The 24,645-nt window shown below is 34.8% G+C and carries 25 protein-coding genes, 2 pseudogenes and 1 riboswitch; of the genes and pseudogenes, 22 read left to right on the top strand and 5 right to left on the bottom strand.

Going from position 1 to position 24,645, the window contains the following annotated elements; translation table 11 throughout:
• The 7 genes and pseudogenes from JNUCC51_RS01985 to JNUCC51_RS01955 form a co-directional block, all read left to right on the top strand.
• Positions 1 to 342: pseudogene (locus JNUCC51_RS01985) on the top strand (topoisomerase C-terminal repeat-containing protein); the annotation flags it as partial.
• A 238-nt stretch (positions 343 to 580) separates the two neighbouring features.
• Positions 581 to 765, top strand: a riboswitch (cobalamin riboswitch).
• Positions 766 to 965: 200 nt separating this feature from the next.
• Positions 966 to 1,940 carry a FecCD family ABC transporter permease gene (locus JNUCC51_RS01980; protein ID WP_337992173.1) on the top strand — a complete coding sequence of 325 codons (975 nt, stop codon included), beginning with the start codon at positions 966 to 968 and terminating at the stop codon, positions 1,938 to 1,940.
• Positions 1,941 to 2,714, top strand: a complete 774-nt coding sequence (locus tag JNUCC51_RS01975) for an ABC transporter ATP-binding protein (RefSeq protein ID WP_337990592.1) — start codon at positions 1,941 to 1,943, stop codon at positions 2,712 to 2,714.
• 57 nt (positions 2,715 to 2,771) lie between these two features.
• On the top strand, positions 2,772 to 3,764 hold the full coding sequence (locus tag JNUCC51_RS01970; RefSeq protein ID WP_337990591.1) for an ABC transporter substrate-binding protein: 993 nt from the start codon (positions 2,772 to 2,774) through the stop codon (positions 3,762 to 3,764).
• Between the two features lie 50 nt (positions 3,765 to 3,814).
• Positions 3,815 to 4,534: a precorrin-3B methylase gene (locus JNUCC51_RS01965; RefSeq protein WP_337990590.1), complete on the top strand. Its 720-nt coding sequence runs from the start codon at positions 3,815 to 3,817 to the stop codon at positions 4,532 to 4,534.
• A gap of 351 nt (positions 4,535 to 4,885) precedes the next feature.
• Positions 4,886 to 5,335 carry a MarR family winged helix-turn-helix transcriptional regulator gene (locus tag JNUCC51_RS01960; protein WP_337990589.1) on the top strand — a complete coding sequence of 150 codons (450 nt, stop codon included), beginning with the start codon at positions 4,886 to 4,888 and terminating at the stop codon, positions 5,333 to 5,335.
• Positions 5,332 to 6,396 carry a threonine aldolase family protein gene (locus JNUCC51_RS01955; protein ID WP_337990588.1) on the top strand — a complete coding sequence of 355 codons (1,065 nt, stop codon included), beginning with the start codon at positions 5,332 to 5,334 and terminating at the stop codon, positions 6,394 to 6,396. Before JNUCC51_RS01960 ends, JNUCC51_RS01955 begins: the two co-directional genes overlap by 4 nt.
• Before the next feature lie 596 nt (positions 6,397 to 6,992).
• On the opposite strand, the gene JNUCC51_RS01950 is transcribed toward JNUCC51_RS01955, so the two are convergent.
• The gene (locus JNUCC51_RS01950) at positions 6,993 to 7,505 is read right to left on the bottom strand and encodes a peroxiredoxin family protein (protein ID WP_337990587.1); all 513 of its coding nucleotides are present in this window, start codon (positions 7,503 to 7,505) and stop codon (positions 6,993 to 6,995) included.
• Between the two features lie 205 nt (positions 7,506 to 7,710).
• On the opposite strand from JNUCC51_RS01950, the gene JNUCC51_RS01945 reads away from it, so the two are divergent.
• From JNUCC51_RS01945 to yiaA, 13 genes are all read left to right on the top strand, one after another.
• Positions 7,711 to 9,066 (top strand): transposase, encoded by a 1,356-nt coding sequence (locus tag JNUCC51_RS01945; protein ID WP_337990586.1) that lies wholly within the window; start codon positions 7,711 to 7,713, stop codon positions 9,064 to 9,066.
• 607 nt (positions 9,067 to 9,673) lie between these two features.
• Positions 9,674 to 10,117, top strand: a complete 444-nt coding sequence (locus tag JNUCC51_RS01940) for a MarR family winged helix-turn-helix transcriptional regulator (RefSeq protein WP_337990585.1) — start codon at positions 9,674 to 9,676, stop codon at positions 10,115 to 10,117.
• Positions 10,118 to 10,187: 70 nt separating this feature from the next.
• The gene (locus JNUCC51_RS01935) at positions 10,188 to 11,951 is read left to right on the top strand and encodes an ABC transporter ATP-binding protein (RefSeq protein ID WP_337990584.1); all 1,764 of its coding nucleotides are present in this window, start codon (positions 10,188 to 10,190) and stop codon (positions 11,949 to 11,951) included.
• The gene (locus JNUCC51_RS01930; RefSeq protein WP_337990583.1) at positions 11,944 to 13,779 is read left to right on the top strand and encodes an ABC transporter ATP-binding protein; all 1,836 of its coding nucleotides are present in this window, start codon (positions 11,944 to 11,946) and stop codon (positions 13,777 to 13,779) included. Before JNUCC51_RS01935 ends, JNUCC51_RS01930 begins: the two co-directional genes overlap by 8 nt.
• A 229-nt stretch (positions 13,780 to 14,008) precedes the next feature.
• Entirely contained in the window at positions 14,009 to 14,287 is a 279-nt protein-coding gene (locus JNUCC51_RS01925) for a phosphotransferase family protein (RefSeq protein ID WP_337990582.1), read from the top strand.
• 14 nt (positions 14,288 to 14,301) lie between these two features.
• Positions 14,302 to 14,883, top strand: a complete 582-nt coding sequence (locus JNUCC51_RS01920; RefSeq protein WP_337990581.1) for an aminoglycoside phosphotransferase family protein — start codon at positions 14,302 to 14,304, stop codon at positions 14,881 to 14,883.
• A gap of 374 nt (positions 14,884 to 15,257) precedes the next feature.
• On the top strand, positions 15,258 to 15,647 hold the full coding sequence (locus JNUCC51_RS01915) for a GntR family transcriptional regulator (protein WP_337990580.1): 390 nt from the start codon (positions 15,258 to 15,260) through the stop codon (positions 15,645 to 15,647).
• The gene (locus JNUCC51_RS01910; protein WP_337990579.1) at positions 15,644 to 16,330 is read left to right on the top strand and encodes an ABC transporter ATP-binding protein; all 687 of its coding nucleotides are present in this window, start codon (positions 15,644 to 15,646) and stop codon (positions 16,328 to 16,330) included. Before JNUCC51_RS01915 ends, JNUCC51_RS01910 begins: the two co-directional genes overlap by 4 nt.
• Positions 16,330 to 17,157, top strand: coding sequence for a hypothetical protein (locus tag JNUCC51_RS01905; protein WP_337990578.1), 828 nt, complete (start codon positions 16,330 to 16,332; stop codon positions 17,155 to 17,157). Before JNUCC51_RS01910 ends, JNUCC51_RS01905 begins: the two co-directional genes overlap by 1 nt.
• 11 nt (positions 17,158 to 17,168) lie before the next feature.
• Complete coding sequence (locus JNUCC51_RS01900; RefSeq protein WP_337990577.1) at positions 17,169 to 18,344, top strand: hypothetical protein; 1,176 nt, start codon at positions 17,169 to 17,171, stop codon at positions 18,342 to 18,344.
• Positions 18,345 to 18,614: 270 nt separating this feature from the next.
• Positions 18,615 to 19,091 (top strand): GNAT family N-acetyltransferase, encoded by a 477-nt coding sequence (locus JNUCC51_RS01895; RefSeq protein WP_337990576.1) that lies wholly within the window; start codon positions 18,615 to 18,617, stop codon positions 19,089 to 19,091.
• 76 nt (positions 19,092 to 19,167) lie between these two features.
• Positions 19,168 to 19,524, top strand: coding sequence for a hypothetical protein (locus tag JNUCC51_RS01890; protein WP_337990575.1), 357 nt, complete (start codon positions 19,168 to 19,170; stop codon positions 19,522 to 19,524).
• Between the two features lie 240 nt (positions 19,525 to 19,764).
• Positions 19,765 to 20,259 (top strand): inner membrane protein YiaA, encoded by a 495-nt coding sequence (gene yiaA, locus JNUCC51_RS01885; RefSeq protein ID WP_337990574.1) that lies wholly within the window; start codon positions 19,765 to 19,767, stop codon positions 20,257 to 20,259.
• Positions 20,260 to 20,430: 171 nt separating this feature from the next.
• On the opposite strand, the pseudogene JNUCC51_RS01880 reads toward yiaA, so the two are convergent.
• The 4 genes and pseudogenes from JNUCC51_RS01880 to JNUCC51_RS01865 form a co-directional block, all read right to left on the bottom strand.
• Positions 20,431 to 20,619, bottom strand: a pseudogene (locus JNUCC51_RS01880) (3D domain-containing protein); the annotation flags it as partial.
• Between the two features lie 267 nt (positions 20,620 to 20,886).
• The gene (locus JNUCC51_RS01875; RefSeq protein WP_337990573.1) at positions 20,887 to 21,270 is read right to left on the bottom strand and encodes a hypothetical protein; all 384 of its coding nucleotides are present in this window, start codon (positions 21,268 to 21,270) and stop codon (positions 20,887 to 20,889) included.
• A complete protein-coding gene (locus JNUCC51_RS01870; RefSeq protein WP_443136992.1) occupies positions 21,270 to 21,410 on the bottom strand; it encodes a helix-turn-helix transcriptional regulator in 141 nt (46 codons plus the stop codon). The genes JNUCC51_RS01875 and JNUCC51_RS01870 overlap by 1 nt, the downstream gene beginning before the upstream one ends.
• A 594-nt stretch (positions 21,411 to 22,004) precedes the next feature.
• Positions 22,005 to 22,673: a hypothetical protein gene (locus JNUCC51_RS01865; RefSeq protein WP_337990571.1), complete on the bottom strand. Its 669-nt coding sequence runs from the start codon at positions 22,671 to 22,673 to the stop codon at positions 22,005 to 22,007.
• Between the two features lie 874 nt (positions 22,674 to 23,547).
• Here JNUCC51_RS01865 and JNUCC51_RS01860 point away from each other — a divergent pair.
• Both JNUCC51_RS01860 and JNUCC51_RS01855 read left to right on the top strand, forming a co-directional pair.
• The gene (locus tag JNUCC51_RS01860) at positions 23,548 to 23,898 is read left to right on the top strand and encodes a papain-like cysteine protease family protein (protein ID WP_337990570.1); all 351 of its coding nucleotides are present in this window, start codon (positions 23,548 to 23,550) and stop codon (positions 23,896 to 23,898) included.
• A gap of 291 nt (positions 23,899 to 24,189) precedes the next feature.
• Positions 24,190 to 24,642, top strand: a complete 453-nt coding sequence (locus JNUCC51_RS01855; RefSeq protein WP_337990569.1) for a hypothetical protein — start codon at positions 24,190 to 24,192, stop codon at positions 24,640 to 24,642.
• Positions 24,643 to 24,645: the final 3 nt, after the last annotated feature.

Raw genomic sequence — 24,645 nt, 5'->3', positions numbered from 1 at the left:
AATGCCGTTCAAACGATTAAAAATAGTGAAGATGTGACACTTAGCAAAGTAACACGAGCGAAGAAGAAATTCGAAGTAGTGGGGAAATGCCCATTATGTGGTCATAGCGTGATTCGAAGGACAAAAAGAATTCGGCTGCAGCAACTGGAAAAAGGGCTGTAAATTCGTCATCTGGAAAAACGATAAATTTTTAGCTACGATGAAGAAGAAGCCTACTAAAACTATTTGAAGAAATTGTTAGCCGATGGAACGGTATTGGTAAAAGGCTTAACAAGTAAAAAAGGTACTAAATTCGATGCTCAATTAAAATATGAAAAAATACAGACAACGAATAGAATATGAAAAATAAGGATTAAAATTAAGCATATTTGAATCTTTTCGTAGAGTACTTTGATGAAATTGTATAGTAAGGTAAGAAGAATTGTTTTCTAAATTTATTTATTTTTCTAATAATGATTAATGTATTATAATTCTACTTTACAGCTGTTAAACGCTCGTTTGTTCATGTTTTTGCTTTATTGTAATATATATTATACTTGCTGTATGGAAAACACTCTGATATTGTTCCTCTTATAACTTAATAAAATATTATTTTGTTGGTGTGAATGACATTGTTCGTTCGCTTAAAAGGGAAATCGGTGCAAATCCGATGCTGTCCCGCAACTGTAATGGAGAGTCTATACAAAATGTCACTGTAGCGAGCTATGGGAAGGCGTATAGATGATGAACCTAAGCCAGGAGACCTGCCAATAAAAGCAACAAACTTACATAGAACCACGAGGATGGTTGTAGTGACTGGGAAGGGACTTCCTTTATTTAACTATGACATCCTCTTGTAAACAAGGGGATTTTTTTATGCCCTTTTAAGAGAGGAGAGCGTTTTGAAGAATCCAACAACAAGAAAAGTCAACCTACTCTTATTAGTACTGACTGGTATCGTTCTAATATCCTTGACGGTAGCGATAATGGTAGGCTCTGTTTCTATTACACCTAGTATTGTATGGCGCATTATTTTATCGCATATCCCGTTCAATCCACTTGGCATTACATCGGATTGGAGTCGTTCGCAAGAAATCATCATATGGCAAATTCGTACTCCGCGCGTAGTACTTGCCATACTAGTTGGAGCGGGTCTTGCGATTTCGGGAGCTGCTATACAAGCTTTAGTTCGCAATTTAATCGCGGACCCCTATATTTTGGGAGTATCTTCTGGTGCATCTGTCGGGGCTACATCTGTTATTTTGCTTGGTACTTTTTCGTTTTTAGGTATGTATGCGCTATCATTTGCGGCATTTATAGGTTCGACAATTGCAGTGCTAATCGTGTTTTTCTTAGCAAGAGTTGAGGGGCGAATTTCAGTTGTTCGATTATTATTAGCAGGAATTGCTGTGTCACTAGTTTTGTCAGCAATGACGAACTTTATGCTGATGATAACGAAGGAAGAGGGCGGCATAAAGGCAGTGATATATTGGATGATGGGAAGTTTGGCTGGAGCGAAATGGGTGAATATAATGATTCCGTTCGTAGTTTTAACGGTCGTCTACACAATTTTACGTCTCCATGCACGCCATTTGAATTTACTTTTACTAGGCGAAGAATCTGCAGTTACGCTGGGGGTTAATTTAGAGAAATTTCGATTGCTACTAATTTTATTAATTTCCCTATTAACAGGTGTCCTTGTAGCTGTAAGTGGTGCAATAGGCTTTATAGGCCTGATTATTCCACATATCGTACGCATGATTGTCGGCTCAAATTATAAGTTTGTACTGCCAGTCAGTGCATTAATTGGTGCGATATTTTTAATATGGGCTGATGCAGCTGCGCGCATTGTGATTGCACCTGAGGAAATGCCGATTGGAATTATTACTGCTTTATGCGGATGCCCATTCTTTATATGGATGTTGCGTAAGCAAATGTATTCTTTAGGGGAGGAGAATTAGATGGTATACGTAGCAAAAAACCTTACTTTTGCCGTGCAGCAGGTGAAAATATTAAACAATGTTTCAGTACATATTCAAGAACGCGAGTTTGTAGGCATAATTGGCCCTAATGGCAGTGGGAAATCGACCCTATTAAAAAATATGTACCGTATGCTACAACCCCAAGAGGGAGAAGTATTTTTATTTAATGAAAATATTTATAAGCAATCTTCCAAGGTAATAGCAAAGCAACTAGCCGTCGTAGGGCAGGAAACACCAGTGCTATTTGAGTTCGTTGTTAAGGATCTTGTTGCAATGGGACGTACACCGCATAAAAGGCTTATGGAAATGGATTCAAAAGAAGACCTAGCTATTGTTGAGGAATCGATGAAGCAAGCAGGCGTAATGCATTTAAGTGAACGTAATTTTAGTTCATTATCTGGTGGTGAGAAAAAACGAGTCATTGTTGCAAGGGCATTGGCGCAACAGGCTAAGGTCATGGCATTAGATGAGCCAACGAATCATTTAGATATTCAACATCAACTCCAACTCATGGATTTAATACAAAGCTTGCCAATTACGGTCATTGTGGCCTTGCATGATTTAAATATTGCAGCAACTTATTGCGATAAAATTTATGTTTTAAAGGACGGAGAAATTGCGGCGTATGGGACTCCGTTTGATGTATTAACACCCTCATTGCTACAAAAGGTGTTTGGTGTACATGCGGAAGTTAGTGTACATCCTGTCACGAAAAAGCCGCATATTTATTATATATCTGAGCAATTTTTATAGTTAGTTAAAGAATCATAGATTTCTTTCTATTTATTTTTAGAAAAAGGAGAAATAGACATGAGGACATTAAAAAGCGTATGGCTTGTTCTTGCAATCGCAATGCTATGTGTTTTAGCGGCTTGTGGTAACGAACAGGATTCAACATCGCAAAGTGAACAAGTAGAACTAGCAAAAGCAGGAGCAACGGAAGTAACGATTGAAAATAACGATACGACACAAGTCTATTCGGGAGCACCTAAAAAAGCAATTAGCTTAAATCAGCATGTGACAGAGATTATGCTAGCTTTAGGCTTAGAGGATTCAATGGTCGGAACAGCATATTTAGATGATGCAATTTATCTACCGTTACAGGCAGCGTATGAAAAAGTTCCGGTATTAGCTGAGCAATATCCAACGAAGGAACAAGTAATAGATGCAGGAGCAGATTTTTTATATGCAGGCTGGAAAAGCGGGTTTAGTGAGAAGGGTGTCGGAACACCAGAAGAACTAGAAGCACTTGGCATCCATACTTATTTACATACATCTTCAAGCATTAAAAATCCTAAGTTAGAGGATATTTTCGGCGATATCCGTAACATAGCTAAGATATTCCACGTGGAAGAGCGTGGAGAAAAGTTAATTGAGCAAATGACAAAAGAAGTAGAGGACATTCGTACGAAACTTCCCCAAAAGGAGGGGAAGTTACGTGTTCTTGTATTTGATAGTGGGGAGAAAGAAGTTTTCACTGCTGGACAAAACTTTATGAATGAACTTGTGACAATAGCAGGAGGAAAAAATATTTTCGGTGATGTTGAGTCTGGCTGGACAACCGTTTCAAAAGAAGATGTAGTTGAGCGCAACCCTGAAGTTATCGTTATAATTAACTATGGTTCAACTACTGATGTTGAAAAAATTAGGTTCCTAAAAAATGATCCGGCACTAAAAGAAACGGAAGCGGTATTAAAAAGACGTTTCGTTATTTTACCACTATCAGCAGCGTCTGAAGGTGTTCGTGTGGCTGATGCAATTCGAATTTTGGCACAAGGATTTTATCCAGATAACTTTCAATAAAGAAGCGTAGCTAGCCATGTGCTAGCTTTTTTCATAGGAGGAGGGTAAGAATGACTATAAATGCTTTCAGCCATAACATTCCTGAAAAAACATTTGCTAAGTTAAACAGAGATGGTGAATATACGCGTCTTGCTGTGAGTCCTGGCATTATCAATAAACATTATACACCAGCACAATTTCAAACAATTGCGGAGGTAGTCGGAGTGAGTGGCTCTATTAAATACTCTGCTTCCTACAGTATGCTACTATCCGTACCGACGATAGAATTAACGACGGCTAAAAGGAAGTTGGAAAAGGCGGGCTTATATATTGCCAAGCAAGGGCAGATTGTAGCTATGAAGGCTTGTGATTTTTGTGATGGCGATAAAATGGAGGCAGCTCAGATTACAGAGGACCTGTATCAGCAGCTTGAAGGCTTGGAAGTACCGAGCAGGATACACATTAATATGAATGGCTGTGCATCAGCTTGCTATAATGCCGTTTATGATGATATTGGGCTTGTATATCAGAAAGATAGTTTTGATGTGTATTTAGGGGCTGTTCCGATGGGGAAAAATGCACAGGCAGGGGAGCTATTTGTGAAAAAAGTGCCTGTTCAGGATATCGAAAATCTTTTGAAAGAAATAATTGGGTTATATAAAGAACTTGCTCACCATAAAGAACCATTTTATAAATTTTACAAAAGAACAAAAGGTGCAGACTATTGGCAAACGATAAAAAATCATCTAGGTAATTCGAATGACACGAAAAAACACTTAAATATGCCATAACACCCGTAATAGATGCAAACCTATTGTTATTGTAGATTTGAAATAAAGTCACGATGTTTATAAAAAAGATCCGATGTTTAAAATAAAGTTGCGACGTTTATAAAAAAGTTTAACTGAAAATCCTGAGTTGCTATGCAGGATTTTTTCTTGTTCAACAAACGGTCCTAAAAAAGATGAATTAGAGATTATTGCAGGCAAGAAATTAACTGACATAGAGTAAGTTGATTTTTCACAAACAGGGGTAAAGTTTAAGATCTTTAAACTTACCATCAACTTTAAAAAACGTTGACAAAGTCCACTAAATAAACTAGATTAGTTGTTGACAGAGTCCACAAAAAAAGGAGGGCTAAAATGAACCTAAATGATAATATCATAGCTGATATACGGCAATTCAATCGGTTTTATACGAATAAACTTGGTTTATTAGATAAACATGTATTGAATAACAGATATTCTTTTACAGAGGGACGGGTAATTTTAGAGATTGGTTTCTTGGAACCATGTATCGCAAACCATCTAGTCGAAAAATTGGATATTGATCGCAGTTATTTGAGTAGAATCATTGCCAGGCTATGTAAAGATGGACTTCTCATAAAGGAAGGTTCGTCGGTGGATAACAGAACGAGTCTGATTAGATTGACACCTAAAGGTATTGCTTTTTTTAATGAACTAAATGAAAAATCTAATGAACAAATAGTGAAATTACTTCAAGGTTTATCACAAAAAGAAATAAAAGAAATACATGCTTCTATGTTATTAATTCAGGAAAAATTACATGGGTCTGAGGAGAATTTTGAATGATACGATTTGACAATGATTATGTAGAAGGTGCTCATGAGCGAATTCTGAAACGAATAGTGGAAACTAATGAGGAGCAGACACCCGGGTATGGTTTGGATGAGTATTGTGAAAAAGCTAGAACTTATATTAAAAAAGCATGTGATGTAGAGAATGCAGATATACACTTTTTAGTTGGGGGAACACAAACAAATAGTACAACTATTGCTTCCGTATTACGTCCGCATCAAGGCGTAGTAGCTGCAAGTACGGGTCATATCGCAGTACACGAAACAGGAGCAATTGAAGCTACTGGTCATAAAGTGCTTACTTTGCCGAGTGATGATGGCAAAATCAAAGCAGAACAGGTAAAAGAATTATATGATGCTCATTGGAACGATGATGTTCATGAACATACGGTACAACCAGGTATGGTTTACATTTCTCACCCTACTGAGAATGGAACGACTTACAGTAAATCTGAATTAGAAGAATTAAGCAAAGTTTGCCGGGAATGTGGTTTGCCATTATTTATGGATGGCGCCAGATTAGGATATGGTCTGGCTTCAAAAGACGGCGATTTATCCTTAGCAGATATCGCAAGACTTTGTGATGTGTTCTATATCGGGGGAACGAAAATAGGAGCTTTGTTTGGGGAAGCATTAGTCATCATAAATGATGACCTTAAAAAAGATTTTCGGTATTTGATTAAGCAAAAGGGTGGATTACTGGCTAAAGGTAGATTATTGGGGATCCAGTTTGAATCTTTATTTGAAGATGGCTTATACTATGAAATTTCTAGACATGCAGTGGAAATGGCGATGATGATCCGAGAGGCGTTTGTTAAAAAAGGCGTTTCATTACGATATGATTCCAAAACAAATCAACAGTTCCCTATTTTGCCGAATGATGTGTTAATGAAATTGGGCGAAAAGTATTCCTTTTCGTTTTGGGAAAAAGACGACGCTACACACAGTGTTGTTAGATTTTGTACCAGTTGGGCTACAAAAAGGGAACATGTTGAAATGCTGATAGAGGATATTAAGGAATTAGAATCGGAATCTGTGAATGATATGTTGACTTGAATCAATAGTTTTTAATTTAAGGAATATAGAAAACACCAGTCATGTTATTCAACAATCGGGCACTTTAATTAGCAAGGGTCACAAAAATTATCAAACTTTTTTTATAAAAGTATGATTCAATTGAATTTAGAAAAAGCATATTTTGATCAAACTTTATTTCAAAACAACAGTTATCGTTTTTAAATGAATTTGGAACGTGGATGGTTAGTGAAGTTGATTAGTGGTTACATTTATATAATCTCAATAGAGAATTAAACATGAAGATATAATCTAAATAATAACTTACGAAAATCGAATTCACGTTAATAGCTACTAATGGAATTAGATTTGTTTTTTTGCCTACATTATTTACGTTATAACTGACGAAATTGATTCCACATATAGAAAAAAGGTAATCTCATCTTAGTTATGTCTAATGTGGGATTACCTTTTATTGTTACGCATTTTTAGATTTTAGGTCAATAGTATAATAGCAAATAAAGTTTGATCAAAAATACCTCTTGAATTCAAATTTTTCAATAAATAAAAAATCCATTCGAGATTAATCATTTTCTATTTGTGTTACTCTAAAATTGTGCACGATCAAATATTTATATTTATTGATTTGTCTTTAAATTCTTTCCAATATATTGGACAATCTTGCGAAGTTCTGTAGATGACGGTCGTCCAAATGGACTTGTTTGTCTTTGTTGATATAGTAGTTGTCCATTTTCATCAACTAGGAAATAAGCTGGCTCTCCATGCGTGCCATGATCCTCATAGGGTGCATTTTCTCCATGATAAAGAACATCATATGCTTTTAATGTTTTTAACTCTTCATCGGCCAAGACATTAAAAGTAAGATTGTGCTCATCTACCATTTTCTTTAAATTATCTAATTGATCATTTGAGATTGTAATTAGATGTACATTTTTGCCTTCAAAATAACTTTTGTTTTCTTCAAGCTCTTTTAAGTCATGAAGACAAACGGGGCACCATGATCCTCTGAAAAAGATAATGAGATGCCAACTTTTATGCTGATTTTGATGTGATAAAAAAGAGAATTCTTCTCCATTAACTGCTGGAAGAGTAAAATCGGGTACTTTGTCACCTAAATTAAATGTAGACATACTTATCCTCCTAAATTGAATATTGAGCACTGGTACGGATTTGGAACTCCTTTATATTATTTCTTATTTTTATTTAGATGAGTTAATTTCATAATTCTAATCCCTTTAGTATCAAGGGTTCTAAAACAATAAAAAACGGGCACCTCCCCAATTCGGTATAATGGTAGCGACTAAACTAAACCATACTGAATGAGGTGAATGCCCTATGACTATTGTAAAACAAATGAGCCTATTTGGCATCCAAGAATTATTGGAAATGGAAAGTTCACGTCGATTTGATGAAATTTTCGCCACTTTCGACGTGCAGCCCGTTTTTCAGCTGTTTTCCAAAAAGACGTTACGTGGTGCCCCACGTGAATTAAATTACGGTGCGATGATACAATCACTCATTATTCGTATTGTCGAACGGATTCCAACAATCAAGGATTTAATCAAGCGTTTAGTCAACGATCCTTTATTTCGATTCGATTGCGGTTTTCTCGTTTCAGACGTGGTTCCATCTGAAGCGTCTTATTCACGTATGATCGATGTCATCAGTCAATCAGATGTTCTCGACCACATGCAAGATACATTGATTCAAACTGCCTTTATAGAAGGCTTTCTTTATGATGAACACCTCGCGATTGATGCCACACATTTTGAGTCACGTGATGCGGCAAAGCCCTCGGAGAAAAATGAGCCTGTACCACCAAAAAAACGTGGACGAAAATCAAAAGAAGAACGCGAGGCTTGGCTTACGGAACAAGCAGAAATCAAAGCCAACCAGTCAGCTTATGAAAAAGAGATCAAGGACCAACTCGATACATCACTAGAAACATTGTGGCAAGATGCGCCCATCGAACCGAATTGGGGCATTAAAAAGAACAGTGATGGCAAAAACACGTTTTGGTTTGGCTTTAAGGGACATCTCGCGGTGGCTACAAAGAGTCAATATATTGTTGGACGCCTTATGACATCTGCCAATTTGTCGGATAGTAAAGCAGCGATTCCTCTTTTAAAGAAAGGAAAAGACCTATTTCTAGAACATTTTACGACCGCTATTTTGGATGCAGGGTATGATTACGAGCCCATTCACAGTCAATTACATACGTATCAAATGCGTGCAGTTATTCCATATAATGTCCGCAATGAAGGAGAGTACCTTGGCTTTGATGAACATTTCAGACCGACCTGTGTACGTGAACACAGCTACTGTTACGACAGCTTTGATGAAAAGTATCGAACACTAAAATTCACCAAACCAAAGGAATGTGTAACCTGTCCGTTACGTAATGATTCCCTCTGTCAGAAGGTTTTCAAAATCAAATCTGACACGGATATACGAAAATTCACGTATCCAGCACGTGGCTCTGAACTTTGGAAACAACTGTATAAAGAGCGCACAGCCGTTGAACGTGTGAATGCCTATTTAAAACAATATTTTCAGTTAAACAACATCCGTCACAGAACAGGAAGAAAAGCCAAACTTCACTTCAACCTGGTGACGTTTATTTATAATGCCTGTAAATTAGCGGTGGATCGTTTGAATGCATTATTACAATCACAAACTCAAGCAGCATAATTTTTAAAAACGTAAATTTTCTTAATTGGAGCAGTCTAAGCTCTTGAAAAAAGTGATTTATGAAATTGATTCAGATATGTAAAATAAAAAATTGATACTCTTCTGTTGCCATTACTCTCGTTCGATCTCAAATTTTTCGAGTACTTTTCCTTTTAGTAATTTGTCCTTCATTTGAATGTGCGGACTTCCACGATCGGCTCAGCAGTTTTAGGATGAGTAGAGCGTTTAATGGCTAAGTAACTGTAAAAAACAATTGTTCCTTCCGAATGCAAAGTTGTAATTTATTTATGTACTAAGGCTAAGAATAGAGAAAATGTGCATTTTATTTTGACATATAAAGAAATACTTTATTTCAAAGCAACAAGAACCGCGTACAGTATATTTGTTAAAAGTAAAATACTTTTTTTTCTTAACTTAAAAGTGGTTTGCTTTTTTGTTGAATTTTTTGCAGTCGTTATGGCAAACTGAATACGAAGATAAATCTGAACATGATCCATCTTTCACCTAGTGATATAAGCATCTTACGAATAAATTGTTAAGTACGCCATGACACTATAATAGTATTACTAAAGTTAGTAGGCTAACATATTGGATTGGAGGAAGAAGATTGAGCAAAAGGAGATCAGTTGGGTTAGAGCTGCGTACATTGTCGCTTTTAATGAGAAGACAATTGGATCAAACCACTTGGACTACGCTAACGGAAAGAGATAACCTTACTGCTATGCACGGTTGGACGATTAGTTATCTTTATAAAAACCAAGATAAAGATGTTTTTCAAAAAGATTTTGAACGAGAATTTTCTATTCGTAAATCAACAGCATCTAGAATACTAAAATCTATGGAAAATAATGGATTGATAACAAGGCAAACTGTTCCATACGATACAAGACTCAAAAAAATTGTCTTAACCGAAGATGCGCTGAAAATACACGACAGTATTATGATTCGTAGAGCAAAGCTTGAACAAAAATTATTAACAGGTATCCCGGAAGAGAAACTTGAAGTTTTTTTTGAAGTGATGGATGCTATGAAAGAGAATATTGAATCTTGAAGAAGATGTTATTTTGAAGTTTTTATTAATAAATAGTTAGCATGCTAACTAAATGAGGAGGACTGCAAACATGTTGAAAATATTTAAATACTTAAAACCAAAAGAATGGACGCTTATCGTAGTCAGTATTGTGTTCATTGTAGGGCAAGTTTGGCTGGATTTGAAGTTGCCGGATTATATGGCTAAAATTACGACCCTTGTACAAACGGAGGGCAGTAAAACGAGCGAAATATGGTCAGCTGGAGGGAAGATGCTCTTATGTGCGCTTGGCAGTATGATATTGGCAATCATTGTGGGCTATTTTGCAGCAAAGGTAGCAACGTCTCTTTCAAAGGAATTGCGAAAAGGAGTATTTAACAAAACTCTATCTTTCTCTATGGAGGAGATTAATGGTTTTTCAATCGCAAGCTTAATTACTCGTTCTACTAATGATATAACGCAAATACAGCAAACTGTTGCAATGGGTCTTCAAGTTATGATCAAGGCTCCTATCCTTGCAACATGGGCTATTTTGAAAATCATGGGTAAAAGTTGGGAGTGGTCAGCGGCAACAGGAGTAGCTGTCATTGTTTTACTTATATTGATAGGTAACCTGATCATCTTTGTGCTACCGAAATTTAAAGTTGTTCAAAAACTGACAGATAATCTTAACCGAGTAACAAGAGAAGGTTTAACTGGTATTCGTGTTGTTCATGCTTATAATGCACAAGGGTATCAGGAAGAAAAATTTGAAAAAGTAAATAACGATTTAACTGATACAAATCTATTTGTGAACCGCCTTATGGCCCTTATGCAACCAGGGATGGGACTGATTATGTCAGGTTTAACTCTTGCAATCTATTGGATAGGAGCGCATGTAATTAATAATGCTGCCGGTATGGATAGAATTGGTAAGTTTAGTGATATGGTCGTATTTTCATCTTATGCAATGCTGGTAGTTATGGCATTTATGCTATTATCAATGACATTCATTTTGCTACCAAGAGCAGCAGTATCTGCAGCGCGTATTAATGAAGTACTAAATACACCTCAGACAATTATTGATGGAGAAATAAAATCGTCGCCTAAAGGAATCGAAGGTGAAATCGAACTGCGTAATGTTAGTTTTAAATATCCTGATGCAGAAGACTATGTTTTAAAGGATATTAGCTTTACAGCACATAAAGGTGAAACTGTTGCTTTTATCGGTTCTACGGGTAGTGGTAAGAGTACGCTAATTAATTTAATTCCAAGATTTTACGATGCTACTGAGGGAGAGGTATTAGTCGACGGCATTAATGTAAAAGAATATGCACAAGAAGCTCTTTATAATAAGCTTGGCTACGTTTCTCAAAAAGCCGTATTATTTTCAGGTACCGTAAAATCTAATGTTGCCTACGGTGATAACGGCCAGACTTCATCCACAGATGAGGAGATCAAAAAAGCGGTAGAAATTGCCCAAGGGCAAGAGTTTGTGGAGAAAATGGAAGGCGAATATGATGCAACTATTGCACAAGGTGGTACAAATCTTTCAGGGGGACAAAAACAACGTCTTTCTATTGCAAGAGCTGTGAATAGAAATCCAGAAATCTTTATTTTTGATGACTCTTTCTCTGCTCTAGATTATAAAACAGACCGTCAACTTCGTTCTACTTTGAAAAAAGAAACGAAAGGTGCAACTTCTTTGATTGTGGCGCAGCGAATTGGAACGATTAAAGATGCTGATAAAATCATTGTTCTTGATGAAGGTAAAATTGTTGGTATGGGGAAACATAGTGAACTATTAAAAACTTGTAATACTTATCAAGAAATTGCTTATTCTCAGCTATCGAAGGAGGAGTTGGAAAATGACTAATACACAAAATAAGCCTCGAAAAGGTCCCGGTGGTCCCGGCGGTCCAGGTCATATGATGGCTCCTGGAGAAAAGCCAAAAAATTTTAAAAAGCCCATGGGAAAGCTGATTGCCTATTGTAAACCTTATTTACCAGCGATCATCTTTGCAATTGTTTTGGCAGTTACAGGAACAATTTTCACAATCATTGGACCTAATAAGCTGAGTGAGATTACCGATTTGATAATGGATGGCATGTCTGGTGAGATTGATATTACGGCAATTGGAAAAATCGGTCTGTTCCTTGCTATTTTGTATGGGTTGAGCTTTATCTTCAATTATATTCAGGCGTTTATTATGGCTACAATTACGCAGCGAGTTTCCAAAAGGTTACGTTCAGATATTTCGAACAAAATCGATAGATTACCATTGAAATACTTCGACTCGACAACCTACGGCGATGTGTTAAGCCGTGTGACGAATGATGTGGATATGATTGGACAGTCTCTAAACCAAAGTATTGGTTCGTTAGTGTCAGCGGGAGTTATGTTCTTTGGATCTTTGATTATGATGTTCTATATTAATGTTACGATGGCTCTTTCTGCTATTGCAGCAACTTTCGTTGGATTTGTATTCATGTCATTTATTATATCCAAATCCCGCAAGTACTTCGTACGCCAGCAGCAAGACCTTGGTAGAATAAATGGCCATATTGAAGAAATCTATTCAGGGCATAATGTCATGAAGGTTTATAACGGTGAAAAAGTAGCGAAGCAAGAATTTAATGAAATCAATGAAAGTCTATTTAATAGCGCTTGGCGAGCACAGTTTATGTCGGGTATGATGATGCCTCTCATGATCTTTATTGGAAATTTAGGTTATGTTGTTGTTTGTGTAGTAGGTGCTGCACTGACTGTGAAAGGTTCTATTACATTTGGTGTTATTGTTTCATTTATGGTGTATATCCGCTTATTTACGCAGCCGTTGTCTCAGTTAGCGCAGGCAGCTACAAGCTTGCAGTCAACTGCCGCAGCAAGTGAACGTGTATTTGAGTTCTTACAAGAAGAGGAGCTTAAAGATGAGAGTGATAAGAAAGTCACTTTAGATGCAAAAGATGTAAACGGTAATGTAGAATTTAAAAACGTTAAGTTCGGATATACGAAAGAGAAACTTATTATAAAAGATTTTTCTGCTCATATTAAAGCCGGCCAAAAAGTGGCAATTGTTGGGCCTACTGGGGCTGGGAAAACAACGCTTGTTAATCTTCTAATGCGTTTCTATGAAGTAGATAGCGGGGAAATCATGATTGAGGACGTATCAACTAATTCAATTACTCGTAAAAATGTTCACGATTTATTTTGCATGGTGCTACAAGATACTTGGCTATTCGAAGGTACCATTAAGGAAAACATCATTTATAACAAGAATCATGTAACCGATGAAGAAGTAGTAGCAGCTTGTAAAGCGGTAGGTTTGCATCACTTTATTAGAACATTACCAAACGGTTATGATACAGTTTTAAATGATAATACAAGTTTATCTGTAGGACAAAAACAGCTTATTACGATTGCAAGGGCAATGGTTAAAAAAGCACCATTGCTTATCTTAGATGAAGCTACTAGTTCCGTTGATACGCGTACTGAAGCGCTAATTCAAAAAGCAATGGATAAATTGATGGTGGGTAGAACATCATTTGTTATTGCGCATAGACTTTCAACAATTAAAAACGCCGATTTGATTTTAGTTATGAAAGACGGAGACATCATTGAAAGTGGTAATCATGAAGAACTGATTGCAGAAAAAGGATTCTATGCGGATCTATATAATAGTCAATTTGAAGATGCTTCTTAAAATGAATGCCATATATTCGCTATTTGCTACTAGCGTAGTGTGTAGCTTCTTAAATAAGTAAGATTGATAATAATCACCTCGTTCTTTAGAGGTGATTATTTTATTGGATATTTATGTTAAAATGTATTTAATTTTTGTGAAGAAATGTAGTTAAACTAATTGCGTATGATAGTTCAACAAGAGTTTAGGAATCAAAGCAATAGAAAGAGACAAAAGGGGGTATTTCCAAATGAATAATAACTTTATTGAAAACATTCAATCCTGTTATTCTGACCTTTCCATTGAAGACTTTTATCTTAATGAAATTGGACAGAATAATGATGTGTTAATTGTAAACAAATCTTTGGTTTTTAGATTTCCGAGATATAAAAATGGCATCATTCAATTAAGAAGAGAGACTGAAATTTTGAAATATATTATAGGGATCGTTTCCACCCCTATTCCGAATCCGATTTATCAGTCTTTTGATGAGTTAGAACCAGGTAGGTCTTCACTGGCTACAAACTAATAGATGGTGTTCCTTTGTGGAAGGAAAATTTAACAGATGTAAAGAGTGTTGAAGTGGTGAAGAGGTTGGCAAAACAACTTGTTTCTTTTCTTATAGAACTCCATTCTATTTCAGGAGAAAAAGCTAGTCGAGATTTGAAACTAAAGGTTCGTAATCCTAGGGAAGAGATGTATAACTTGTACGATAAGATTCAAAATACAATATTTCCTTATATCAGAAAAGACGCTCAAAAGGAAATATCACAATCCTTTGAAACGTTCTTAAAAGGGAAAGCATTCTCAAATTTAGATATAACACTTATACACCGAGATTTCGGAGCATCTAACATTTTGTGGAATCCAGAAACAAGTATGATTTCAGGGATAATAGATTTTGGTGGTTCTGGTTTAGGAGATCCAGCGTATGACTTTGCTGGCATACTCTCTAGCTATGGTGAAAAATTTTTTGAAATGTGTATTAACCTATATCCTAACGGTAATGAAATATCTGAACGAGTTAAATTTTATAAAAGTACATTTGCTTTACAAGAAGCCTTGCACGGGATTGAGAATGACGATAGACAGGCTTTTGAGAGTGGAATAAAAGATTATAGATAGATTCCTTGTTTAACTAAAGAGTGCGTTGACCTCTCTGTTCTTATTAATCTAACTTGTGGGCTTTACTTCAATAAGGAGTAGAGCACAATTGATTGTCTTTTAAACATTGAGATTTATTTCCATGGATTTGATTGACATAAAAAGTGTATTAAGCCTATAATACATTACGAAGAGTGTATTGTATGCTTAATACACTTTTACATTTTTTTGAGAATGGTGTATTAAGTTATTAATACACTATGGCCGATTAGCGGGGTAATGGCTAAATAATAAATTGGGAGGTTCTTTCTTTAAAAGTACATAGCCCACCATTATGCTCATTCTGTATTAAGTGCTTAATACGCGAAAATATGATTTTCTGGGAGTTGAGTTAATTGACTGTAAAGTTTAATAATCGGGATCCAGTTTATGTTCAGGTTATCCGGCATTTTAAAGAGCAAATCGCCAAGGGGTATTTTGAACCTGGTCAGGAGATTCCGTCAAGAAGAGAACTAGCCAACCAGCTGAAGATTAACCCAAATACTGCGCAACGAGCTTATAAGGAAATGGAGGAACAAGGATTGATTTTTACTGAGGGAAATATGCCGAGCTGCATTACTAAAGATGAAGCGGTCCTTAAAAGTGTCCGTGAGGAATTGATTATCGAAGCGGTTGACTTATTTTTAGGTTCTATTAAATCCATCGATGTGCCTTTATCCGAAGTGTTGGAGCTAGTGAAGAAAAAGCATGATGCCGAAAGCGGAGAATCGGAGGAATCGAAATGATCGAAGTAAAAAATGTCATGAAGAAATACGGCAGGAAACAGGTATTAAAAGGTCTTTCTTTTACTGCAGAAAAAGGTGAAATTACTTGTTTAATCGGTATAAACGGAGTAGGAAAGACGACAATCATGAAAGCGATTATGGCGCTCACTCCTATTAATAGTGGTGAAATTTTGATTGATGGTGAAAAAATTCGGAAAGAAAGCTATGAAAAAGTTACTTTTATTCCAGATACGATTACGATGTTGCCGCAAATGAAAATTTGTGATGCATTTGCGTTCATGGCCGATTTTTATAAAAACTGGAATCCAAAAAGGGCAGAAGAGTTACTGCAATTTTTTAAGCTAGATCCTACTGACCGGATTGCCAATTTATCGAAGGGGAATATGGCTAAAGTCAATATGATATTAGGTTTGGCACTGAATGTAGATTACTTACTGATGGATGAACCATTCTCTGGTATTGATATTTTCTCCCGTGAACAGATTGCCGAAGTGTTTACAAGTCATCTAATTGAAGATCGTGGTGTGATTATCACAACCCATGAAATTAGTGATATAGAACACTTGATTGATAGAGCAGTGCTTATTAATAACGGTGAAGTAGTAAAAGAATTTAGCGTAGAGGAAGTACGTGAAAAGGAAGGGAAATCAGTCGTTGATGTCATGAGAGAGGTGTATTTTTGATGAAAAACTATTTAAAACTTCTTAATTTCGAAGTAAATCGATTTTTCAAACTGTACCTAACTTTAATAGGATTAATAATTGTCAGTCAATTCATTGGGGCGGTTGTCGTGTCAAAAGGATATATGAATGACGTGGATCAAGTGATGTATAAAAAACAACTATCAATGAGCCAATATACTAAAGATTACGGATCATATTCTTTTGATCGGTTCGTTGGTTCTGAATGGTTTCTGCTGCCAATCTTTTTTAGCATAGCTGTATTGATGATTTATGTTTTCTTTATTTGGTATCGGGACTGGTTTGGAAAAAATACATTTATTTATAGATTATTAATGTTGCCAACTGAAAGAATTACTATCTATTTCTCTAAATTAACGACAATTATGCTTTTAGTACTTGGTTTAGTTGCCTTGCAAATAGTATTAATCTCAATCGAAATTCAAATTGTTAATAGTATTATACCAACAGATTTACAATCGCATTTTTCAATTTATGATTTTGATAGTCTAGAAATGTGTGACTGGCTCTATCCGAATACCTTAACAGGATTTATCCTGATTTATGGAGTCGGGCTAATCTTTGTAGCAGTTCTATTCACGGCCGTTTTAATTGAACGAAGTTACGGTTTAAAAGGCATTTTTATCGCAATCGTTTATGGAATGCTTTCGTTCGGAGTATTTATTGCTCCACTATTAGTAAATAGGTTATTAATTGGCTATTTTTACACACTAGAAGTCTTCCTAATGGAACTGGTAATAAGCATCATCGTATTAGTCAGTGCCATATGGATCGCAAATTATTTGCTAAAATATAAAATCAGGGTCTAAGGGGGATGGCAATGAAAAAATATTGGAAAACGATATTGATTAGTTTGTTCATCGTGACGACAATCGGTTCTTACTATATTCAACAGGCAATGGCAAAGAATTTATCTTTTAAAATTGAAACTACTAACGGAGATAAGGGAGAAATCGACAATTTAATCATTCATGCAAGTTATCAAAGTGTTGATATTTATCGTAGCTTAGATATATCAAAGGATGGTTCGACTAATCAGAGTGGGTCTTTTATCGGAGAGTTGAAGGGACGCTATTACCCTGGGATGTTTCAAAAATATATTCAAGAACACCGTAAGTTTATGCGTGGAAAAGAAGCAAATCCTGGTCAGTATTTTGAAGACGAAAACCGTTTAATTTATACGACTTTTTCAAATAAAGAGGGCCGAGGAGAATCTTTCATTCTGAAAATCGATATACTTGATAAAAATACAAATGAAAGTTCTTCATTTGAAATCAATATGCCAGACCAAGTCAGATATGACTGGATCGATGAGAGAGATGTCTATGTAGAAAATGGGAAAATAAAAATATTAGCAACAAGCAATCTCAATAGTGAGGAAGAGTTGCACTTATACACGGTTGATGAAAACAAAAAGGAATTAGAACAAGACTCAATTATTGCAAAAATAGAGTCAGACGAGGTAAACCGCGCCATCATCGATATATTTAATGACTATAAAAAAATACAAAACGAAAATTATTTCCTATATATGGTTAAAAAATACAAATATCTAGAAGATGGTGAGAGTGAAATTATCTCTAGCCCAATGTATTTGTATAACTATCTGAATAATGAAAAGAAAGAATGGACAATTCCGGCCGAATTAAAACCATATAAGCACTCGATCATTCTTCAAGGAACAGATATATTTATTCCTGTTCGTTCAACCAATGGTTTAGTACTGAACCGTTATAATATAGAGAAGAATCAGTGGGAAGAACCTATTAGCTTTAAATATCCAAGCATTGCTAATGCTAAAGAAAAACCTTCTATACAGATTACAGATGGTAAACTATATTTAATCGATCGTGTTTCGGATGGTCATTTGTTCCTAATCGGTGATTTACGGACAGGTGAATCATTATATGAAGGTAAAATCATCAGTGAAAATAAAGAAAATCGAGATGCAGATTACTCACTTTATATCGAGCAAATATATAACAACACTCATTGAATTAAAGAACAGACAATTAAGAAAATTATAGTAGCATTGGCAGGTATGAATTCCATGATTCATATCTGCCAATTTTTGATCCTGGGATTGATGATTATGAAATACTAATTGACAGTAGCCGATAATGAAGTTCGTCAATAGTAGTTTAACTTTTAAGGTAACGAGTACAAAAGTTTAAGAAAAAAGTTGCCGAAGTCAAAGGCAACTTTTCTTATTGAGCTATGTTAATATTAGTTTAAATATATTTTTACATAAATTAGGAGGGCTAAGATGGAAATTCGTTCAGTTAAAGGTTCAGACTACTACGTAATTTCACCACCTCTAATCAATGAGTGGTGGGGTGGTAGGAATATGTCTGATAAGTTACCAAAATTATTCTTCGACCATTTTACACAAACAAGTTTCGTTGCAGAAAAGGATGGTAAACTTGTGGGTTTTCTAATAGGATTCCTTTCTCAAACTCATTCAAATGAGGCGTATATTCATTTCGTTGGAGTTCATCCAGAATACAGAAAGCATAATATTGGAAAACACTTGTACAATAAATTTTTTACTGCGGTAAAGCAAAATAATCGAAGTGTTGTTCGTTGTGTAACGTCACCTGTCAATAAAGTTTCGATTGCCTTTCATACCAAAATGGGTTTTGAAATTGAAGAGGGAGATAGAATTGTGGATGGTCTATCAATAAATACAGACTATGACGGAGAAGATCAAGACAGAGTTTTATTTGTAAAAAACTTAGATTAAATTATAGTATTTGCTCCTATTTTTTGGGTTACCAAAAAAATGTTTCGAAAAATCATATGAAGGAGGAAACGATAAATTGAAACTGATTTGTAAAGCATGTAATTTAGAAATTTCTGAACCATTGGCGGAATTAAAAGACCTGAATTTGATTAATGAAAAAGATGGTCAAGATTATATTCCTAGAGGCTTTTATTTAATTCAAGAGGAAACCGCTTACGAATTATTAAAAGGATCGATCATTATCAACATCAAGGATTTAATTAATTCAAACCGGCATTCAGATAGCAGTAGATTAAATGGTTGTTGTGGTCTTGACGGCTGTGATGGAATGAACAGGGTTTGCTTGAATGACCACAAAATTGGTACAGAATACTCTGATTGTTGGAGGTATCATAAAGTTGTATTAAATCCAGAGTTAGTAAAACTTATTTAAGATTTACACTCATACCTCATACAGGCCTAATCACAAAGCCAATTCTGGACGAGGCATAATTGATCGCGGAAACTTAAAGGTTGTGAAGTTATCTTCCTCATGCTAATGAGCATATACTTTAATAACGAAGGTCTTTTTTCTTGTTCAACTTATTGGCAGGTTAGTTTTGTAAAGAGGGTGCACTACAGTGTCACTGGTGCTCCATTTTTATTAGATTAAAAGATGGAGGCGAAAAATTGAATGTCCAATGATAATGAGGTTTTATTGGATAAAGAAAAACGAAATGATTTAAATGTGAAGGAAGAAAGGAAAGTAGACAGGAAAGAAGAAAGGAAAGAAGGAGAACCGACTTCAGCCTTCAAAGGGGCTTCGTGGGCAGCGCTATTAGTAGGTGTTGCGTCTTATCTTATAGGTTTGTTTAACGCAACTATGCAATTGAACGAAAAGGGATTTTACTTTGCAGTTTTAGTATTCGGACTTTATTCGGCGATATCTTTACAAAAAGCAGTTAGAGATAAAGAGGAGGGAATACCAGTTACTAGTATTTATTATGGTATTAGTTGGTTCGCACTTATTGTATCAATTGCATTAATGGCCATCGGTTTATACAATGCAGGAAGTATTATTTTAAGCGAAAAAGGATTTTTTAGTATGGCATTTGTCCTTAGTTTATTTGCAGCTATAACGGTTCAAAAGAATATAAGAGATACACAGAGGGCAAGAGAAAGAGGTTGAGTTTTGTACCACAATGGGGCAGAACCCACTATGTTGCAAGGAGTTTCCTTGGCTCGTTAGGTTTAAATGGTTGAAAAAATAAGCAAAAAAGAACCCAATCTGGTTCTTTTTTTGCTTAGTCATCTTTTTGTACATATATAGAAATCCTAGGGATGGGCTGAAATAGATATATTAGTTTAATATTGTGACCTTTAATTGTTTAACTCCAAAATTGATTGCATCCTGTTGAGAAGGAACAAAGACATCGATTCGATTTCCTTTAATGGCTCCGCCAGTATCCCCAGCGATAGCTTCTCCATAGCCTTCTACATAAACTTTACTACCAAGTGGAATTATGGCTGGGTCAACTGAGATGACCTTGCAGGCATTATTGGTTTGTCAGTTACAGCTGTACTAGTTTTCAAACCATCAATGATGGATAGATTTAAACCTGGGTGAATGAGGTGTGTATCTCCTTTTTTATACATGTTGCTTTAAGTTTTGACACCTAAATAAAAAAGACCACCTCATAATCATATGAGATGGATACCTCTTTCCCCCATTAATTTAAGTGCAGAATAAAATTGCATATTCTGAGTGAAGTTATTAATATCGTTTAATTTCAAAAGCAAATAATTCATAATCCCCCTATATACTATTTGCATAAACAATCATTGTTAGAGGTATTGTAGTAACCATAATGCAAAATAAAACAATCAAAACATGTGAAGCTGATAATACAAATGGTCCTAAGGAACCTGTCAGTAAAATTAATAAGGTCATAGAACCGAATAATACAAAATAATTTATACTCATGCTTTTACACAGAATTTCTTTTGAACGCTCAACTTTTGGGAATAAATGTGGCGATAAATAAGCCATCATTAGAGAACTAGTACCTATAAATAATATCATAATGCCTTCTGGAAATGTATTTTGCATTATATAAGGGTAGTTTATATAAATACCTAATGGGACCATTACTATACCTAAAAATAAATAACTAATTTGATTTTTACGTGCTTGTTTCATTATGAATTTCCCCCCTCGTATATATAAATATCTTCGATTCCGCATTTGAATACACCCGCTAATTTAAAAGCAAGTGTGATTGAAGGATTATATTTTTCTTTTTCTAGCGAAATGATTGTTTGCCTCGAAACCTCTAACATTTCGGCTAATTGGTCCTGAGTTAAATTATGTTTGCCTCTTAACAACTTAATATTATTTTTCATTCGCTCATAGATAGACTTAAAGAACAACGAGATTTGATCATCCAACAATAATAAATGTTGAAGAAATTAAGCAAACAATTAGAAGAAAGTAAGAAAAGTTTTTGGCAGAAGTTATTCTCAAAATACCTTCTGCCTTTATACATTCTAGGAGGGAATTCGCTATAATTAACAACAAAAATGGTCATCTCTTTTAAAGACCATAGATAACCGTTTAAGACATATTAATTGTTAGCTTCATAAAAACACCCACCAATCTTTCGTTAAAAAGCGTTTTGGTACGTTCCTATGGCGTTTAAATAGGGGTGTAGGGTTATATTGTTCCCGGCGAAAATGTTGGATATAGTTCTGGGTCAAAATTCATTATCATAAAATATATTACTGAACTGGTCTAAAAAAATACTGTATGTAATCCATTAAGATTACATACAGTATTTTTATATTGAAACAAACAATAAAAATACTATAACACCAACAATAATTTATCCTATAATAGTGGAAATAATTAAAGATTTAAGAATAAAACCACCCCTTTTATTGTGGCTCTATATCATAAACCATCGCCCAAGTCATATCAACTATTACTCCAGTATTATATGCATTATTTGCAGTAACACGTGATGAGTAAAGAGCGCAGTATGCTGCTGATATTATACTAGCCCAACCCATTCCTGGAAACCAAATTGCTAGAATGCCAGCTCCTGCAGCTCCAGCACCTACACTAGCTAGATCAGCTGCAAATTTATTGGCATCGCATGAATTAAATTTTCTACTTTTACCCCACCAATGTACTGTAGGGCTTGTTGTTACTCCATTACAATTAGCAAATAAATATATCCCTTTATTAGGTAAAAATGTATCTGGATTAGAATCTAAATTAGTGATTTCTAAATTTTCATCTGCTTTTAATTTACCTTCATTTATTTCTAAATTTAGAGAATCGAAATATCTTTGCTGACCTTCTAATAGCTCTAAACTAACGCCATCTTTAACAGCACGTGTTGTATCTAAATTAAACAATCCTTCATTGACAGAAACATATTTTTCCAAAGACATTATGTCTTCAAAAGTATATTCACCTTCAATATTTTTTGTTTGAATAGGTGACTCTACATTTTCTGTTGCAAATACATTAAGACCTGAAAAAGAGAACATCGAGATAATTAAAACTAACGATAAAATAAAATTAAAAGATTTCTTCATCAAAACAACTCCTTTTTTTCCTAAGTTTCAATTTTATTATTTTTACAAAGTTATCATAAAAATGAGGTTAATAGGGTGATTTATTGTCAGAAGATCGTTTTTTTTATCATTCGTTCCTTTATTAGTTCGTTTAAATCAACTTAGAATCAACGTTAGTTCGTTCTTTCGTGGAACGTCCGCTGTAGTCGAGCTTTTACTTGAATTAGTCTTAGAAAATACAGATAATTAAATTCCGTATAATTTAATTTTAGTGCTATAAGATGCTTCATCACCTAAATCTGTACAAGACTCTATAACTGAATGTTCCTCTTTTTTTTACTTTTCCCCGGGTATGTTAATATCTTATCATTAGCCATTAAAAACTTAAAATCAAGTTTTGTTGTTAATTGAACAAAAATTGATAAAAGTCAGTAAATTAGCTGTTACTTCCGAAAAATTTGAAGTTTTCTTGTTTAATTTTTCTTGTTTTTATAGTGTAATAAGTTACTCTCTTTCACTTAATCTATATATTGTGTTCATATCCGCATGAAAATAGTTCCTAATTTAAAGCATGTTTTCAACCTTCTTTATTTTTTCTCAATTCAAAATCAATTTTTGTCATAAATAGAACAAAAATTGATAAGTTCAAAAAAATACGCATCGCCAAACGTTTTGGGTGACAAAATCGGCGATCTATTTCTAAACGTAGCCGAAGGAATAAGCTATTACTGAAGATCGCAATGTCAGAGAAAAATTGGCTTTTCCTTGTTCTTCATTATGCAAAATTTTATACATGCTACAACTTGTAAAGTAGATCCAAAACACTGTCAAACCAATGATGTGTAAAATCTTGTATACACAATAAAAAGGCATTAACGAAAATTTAATAAATCATTTGTATTTCGATATAAATTCTTATGCGTTAGATACTAATGAGTATTCTTTCGCAAATGGTCTAAAATTACACTTAAATCATGACATGTCTGGATGGAACTATAACGCAAGTGATGCACCATCATTTGGAACTATACAAACAGCAATTAATGGTAAAAATCCTGTTGGTGCTGTTTGGTTAGCATTCAGTGGTGAAAGTTACCATTGGCGAGTGATTAATGGTTATGACGCTGATGGTGGTAATTTCGTAGGTTATAAAGATCCAGACGGTGGACAAAATAATACAGCTACGAATTACGTAAGTTGGTCAACTGTATCGGGTAAAATTAATACTGTTTATATGTTGAAATAATTCGATTGTGGGGGAAGAGAGTGAGTAAACTATCATTGTTTCTATATTCTAAAAGTTATATCATGACTGCTATCATTTTTTGTTTAATAAATTTTTTGACTGCACCGATTGTGATAGGAAGTTCAAAGAATAGTATAAGTAATGGTAATCCAGGGCTCTTCCCCATAATATTTATAACACCACTTACATTAATCATCTATTCAACTAATGGAGGGCGTTTATCCAACAAGGATTTACGCTTTTTTTGAATTTTATATACTAAAGGGGTAGTTTTGTTGAGGAGGAGTTATAATGCGTTTTCTTTTTTGGCTAAGTGTTGTTGTCTCAGGAATTGTAAGTGTTGTCTGTTTTGCATTCACTAATATGACTACTAAATCATTCGACCCCACAGGTGTCAATTTTGTTGGAGGGAATGGAAACCCAGGCTTAATGTTTGTTATGTTTCCGATGTTAATTATTCTTTATTTTTTCTTTGCAATGATGTTTGTTTTTGAAAAGTTCCATGGGCGTTTTTTAGTGAAAAGGAAACTATTTCAAGCCTGCTATGCAGGGATGTTTGTGCTGATTTCGGGAATTACGATTTACAGAATCGTTTCATTTCGAAATGAAATCAATCCGTATTTTGAATACGAAATATCCTATTTAAATCCTTTTTCTAATCATTTATTTTTTAATTTCTGGACATTTATAGCCTGTCTTTGTGTTTCAGGATTTTGCTCATTTTATTTAAAGAAAAGAATATGAAGA

The organism is Lysinibacillus sp. JNUCC 51 (assembly GCF_015999525.1).
GTDB lineage: Bacteria > Bacillota > Bacilli > Bacillales_A > Planococcaceae > Lysinibacillus > Lysinibacillus xylanilyticus.
Note: the sequence above shows the minus strand (reverse complement) of the source record. Positions and strands in the feature narration are given on the sequence as shown.